The organism is Cytophagia bacterium CHB2 (assembly GCA_030263535.1).
Lineage (GTDB): Bacteria > Zhuqueibacterota > Zhuqueibacteria > Zhuqueibacterales > Zhuqueibacteraceae > Coneutiohabitans.
The window spans coordinates 1-3,335 of the sequence record SZPB01000523.1 but is presented as its reverse complement, the minus strand read 5'-3'; the positions used below and the strand labels follow the sequence as shown (position 1 = coordinate 3,335).

Genomic DNA, 3,335 nt, shown 5'->3' with positions numbered 1-3,335 from the left:
AGGCGTGAATCCCGGTTTTGAGGAGATGCGGCGCATGTATCCCGCGGCCGGCGGGCGTTTTCTCAATGAGGCTGATTTGTTGCATCAGCGCCGGGTGATGTTTCTCGGCAGCGAGATTGCGCGGGAGATATTCGGCGAAGAGGATCCCATCGGCAAAACCTTGATGGTTGACGGCATACCGTTCACACTCGTGGGCCTCATGCAAAAGAAAATTCAAACCAGCATGAACAATGGCCCGGACACGCGGCGCGCCGTCATGCCTTATACCACGTTTCGCACGCGCTACGGCTACAAATACGTCAACTCGATGGTGGTGCGTCCCAGCGATCCGACGAGACAGGAAGTCGTGAAAAGCGAGATTTATCGCGTGCTCGGCCGTAAATATGATTTCGATCCCACCGACGAACGCGCGCTCGGCATTTGGGATTTTATAGAAAATGAAAAAATGGGCGAGAAAATCTCAATCGGGATTGCAATCTTCCTGGGCTCGGTCGGATTTTTGACCTTGCTGATTGCGGGGGTGGGCGTCGCGAATATCATGTACATCGTGGTGAAAGAACGCACGCGTGAAATCGGCATCAAAATGGCGATGGGCGCGCGGCGGCGCTACATTCTGGCGCAATTCATTTTCGAAGCGCTGCTCATCGCCTTGATCGGCGGTGGACTGGGTATGCTTTTTTCAATGGGAGTGATTTCCGTCGTACAGCTTCTGCCGGCTGAAGACGGGCCGATGCAGTTCCTGGGCCGGCCGGTATTGTCGCACACCATTATGTTTCTCACCACCAGCATTCTCATGATCATTGGCTTGTTGGCCGGCTTTTTCCCGGCGCGCAAAGCAGCGGGCTTGGATCCGGTGGAATCTTTGCGCTATGAATAGACTTCGTCGTGCGTGAGTTGGGGGGATTTATTGCACGGGAACGTCATGATTCCGCTGGCATTGTTACTCGTGAGAAAATTAGGACAGCCGGCTTTACGAATGTAGATTCAACTTTTCCCGAGCAAACACGCGAAAAAAACGAAAAGTTTTTTGGTGTATTTCATCGACACGAGGTGAACTCTTTTTGAATCCGTGAAAATCCGTGTTTATCCGCGGCCCAAAAGATACCCGGTGGTGCAGATCACAGAAGCAAAGATTCTACGATCAGATTTCACATCCTCTCCAGTGCGGCGATCTTCTCGTCCTCGACAAACATAATCAGCGCGTCCCCTTCGCGAATTTTATGTTTGACGTCCGTCATAGCCCGCTTTGATATAAAAATTTTCATGGGGCAGTTCACGCAGATATCGATGGCTTCGTCAGGCGGCAAACTCTCCCGCAAAACCGCGACTTCGTTGCGGTGCATGATTTCATCTCGAAAGGCAAGTAAAGAGAATTTAAATTTTGTCCGGCATGATAAAGGGCTTGCCTTTCAATTTCCTTCAATGTATTATTTCGCCATTCTTGTGGCCGGTTTGTGGCTGTGTAAACTTTATCGCGCAGGTACCCGCATGAAAGGCGGATGGAATGTTGCACGATTGTGGCTGGCGCCCGTCAGAACTTGCCTTGACGCACAATTGCAATCTCGCCGGAGGCCGCGAGCCCAATCCCCACAGCGGCAAAACGGCTCCGGCTGTTTTCATAAACTCCCCTCATCCCTGCACGATTTGTGTCGTTATCACGTTCGCCTTGCCATGATTGCCACAAGCCTGGTCGCGCTTCCTGCCTGCCGGCCTTCGTCAGTTCACTTGAAATAAATTCCTTGAAACTCCTCGGCACTACTCCTCGGATCAAATGACGAACAGCAACAAAACTCTTTGTGATTGCCGCATGATTATCATACACACAAGTTTCATAGCTAATCGACCCGATTATAAAGGAGAATGACATGTCACGGCGCAACATCATCTTTCCTTCGTTCATAATTTTTTCCGTTCTCGCCATTTTTACTCTGGTCGCCCAGCCGCGCGAAGTGGGCAACCTTGTCATCGACGGCATCCCTGAAATTCCGGCGCGCATCAGCGAGCGCATGAATCAATATCAAAATGTGCGCTCCGCCTCATTCCTTGATTGGAATCCCCACGGCCCGGGCATGTTGATTTCAACGCGTTTCGGCGAGACCAATCAGATTCACTATGTGGGCCAAGCGGGCGGCAGCCGGCAGCAAATCACATTTTTCAAAGAGCCGGCGCGCGGCGGGAGTTATTATCCCGGCCCGGATCATCGCGGCTTCTTGTTCAGCATGGATACCGGCGGCGCAGAGTTCTTTCAACTTTATTATTTCGATCTCAAAACCGGGCAAACCGCGCTGCTGACCGACGGCAAGTCGCGCAATACCGGCGGCAGCTGGTCGCCGGACGGCAAATGGATCGTCTTCTCCAGCAATTTGCGCAACGGCAAAGACACGGATGTGCGCCTGATGAACTTTGATCAGCCCGGAGTTTCCGAAACTGCGACCGCAGCAGCCGGCGCCTGGGGCGCGGTCGACTGGGCGGCGGATAACAACAAACTGCTGATTCAAAACTATGTTTCAGCGAATGAATCCTATTTGTATTGGTATGATCTTTCCACAAAGAAACTCACCGCCATCAATCCTCAACCCAAGAAAAAAATTGCTTATGGCGCGGCGCGCTGGCGCAAAGACGGCAGCGGCGTTTACTACACCTCGGACGAAGCCGGCGAATTCCAACAACTTTATTTTTACGAACTGGCCACCGGCAAAAAGACGGTGATCACCGATAAAATTTCCTGGGATGTCGAGGAGGTGGAGCTTTCGCACGACGGCGCGAAACTCGCTTACACGGTCAACGCTGACGGCATCAGCCAACTGCGTGTTATCGATTTAAAAACCAATCAAGAATTAAAACTGCCGGAGTTGCCTCTCGGTTTGATTTTTGGATTGGAATTTTCCCCGGACGGCGGCACGCTTGGCATGACGCTCAACAATGCGCAGACGTCAGGCGATGCGTTTGCCCTCAACTTAAGTACGCAAGAATTGGTGCGCTGGACGTTCAGCGAAGTGGGCGGTTTGCAAACCGAGAATTTTGTCGCGCCCCAATTGATCCGCTATCCCACCTTTGACAAGGTGAATAACGCGCCGCGCATGATTCCTGCGTTTTATTACAAACCGAAAAACGCCGGCGGCAAGCTGCCGGTCATCATCAACATTCACGGCGGGCCGGAGGGCCAGGCTGTGCCGAGCTTCAGCTCGATCACCCAGTATTACGTAAATGAATTGGGCATTGCCGTGTTGGTGCCGAATGTGCGCGGCTCTTCCGGATATGGCAAATCCTATCTCGCCATGTATAATGTTTACAAACGCGAAGAATCGGTGAAAGATATCGGCGCATTGCTCGAC

The 3,335-nt window shown here is 52.1% G+C and carries 4 protein-coding genes; 2 read left to right on the top strand and 2 right to left on the bottom strand.

The window, feature by feature from the left end; all coding sequences use genetic code 11:
• The coding region (locus FBQ85_28350; protein ID MDL1879045.1) for an FtsX-like permease family protein at positions 1 to 877 on the top strand (877 nt) is incomplete at its 5' end.
• A gap of 271 nt (positions 878 to 1,148) precedes the next feature.
• On the opposite strand, the gene FBQ85_28345 is transcribed toward FBQ85_28350, so the two are convergent.
• Both FBQ85_28345 and FBQ85_28340 read right to left on the bottom strand, forming a co-directional pair.
• Positions 1,149 to 1,343, bottom strand: a complete 195-nt coding sequence (locus FBQ85_28345; protein ID MDL1879044.1) for a hypothetical protein — start codon at positions 1,341 to 1,343, stop codon at positions 1,149 to 1,151.
• A 188-nt stretch (positions 1,344 to 1,531) separates the two neighbouring features.
• Positions 1,532 to 1,900, bottom strand: a complete 369-nt coding sequence (locus FBQ85_28340) for a hypothetical protein (GenBank protein MDL1879043.1) — start codon at positions 1,898 to 1,900, stop codon at positions 1,532 to 1,534.
• Between FBQ85_28340 and FBQ85_28335 the strand changes: the two genes are divergently transcribed.
• Positions 1,866 to 3,335 (top strand): S9 family peptidase (locus FBQ85_28335; GenBank protein MDL1879042.1); only part of this gene is annotated, 1,470 nt, incomplete at its 3' end. The genes FBQ85_28340 and FBQ85_28335 overlap by 35 nt on opposite strands.

Coding starts and splice junctions, on each gene's coding strand:
- FBQ85_28345 (MDL1879044.1), bottom strand. CDS start 1,343: ATGCACCGCAACGAAGTCGCGGTTTTGCGGGAGAGTTTGCCGCCTGAC.
- FBQ85_28340 (MDL1879043.1), bottom strand. CDS start 1,900: ATGAACGAAGGAAAGATGATGTTGCGCCGTGACATGTCATTCTCCTTT.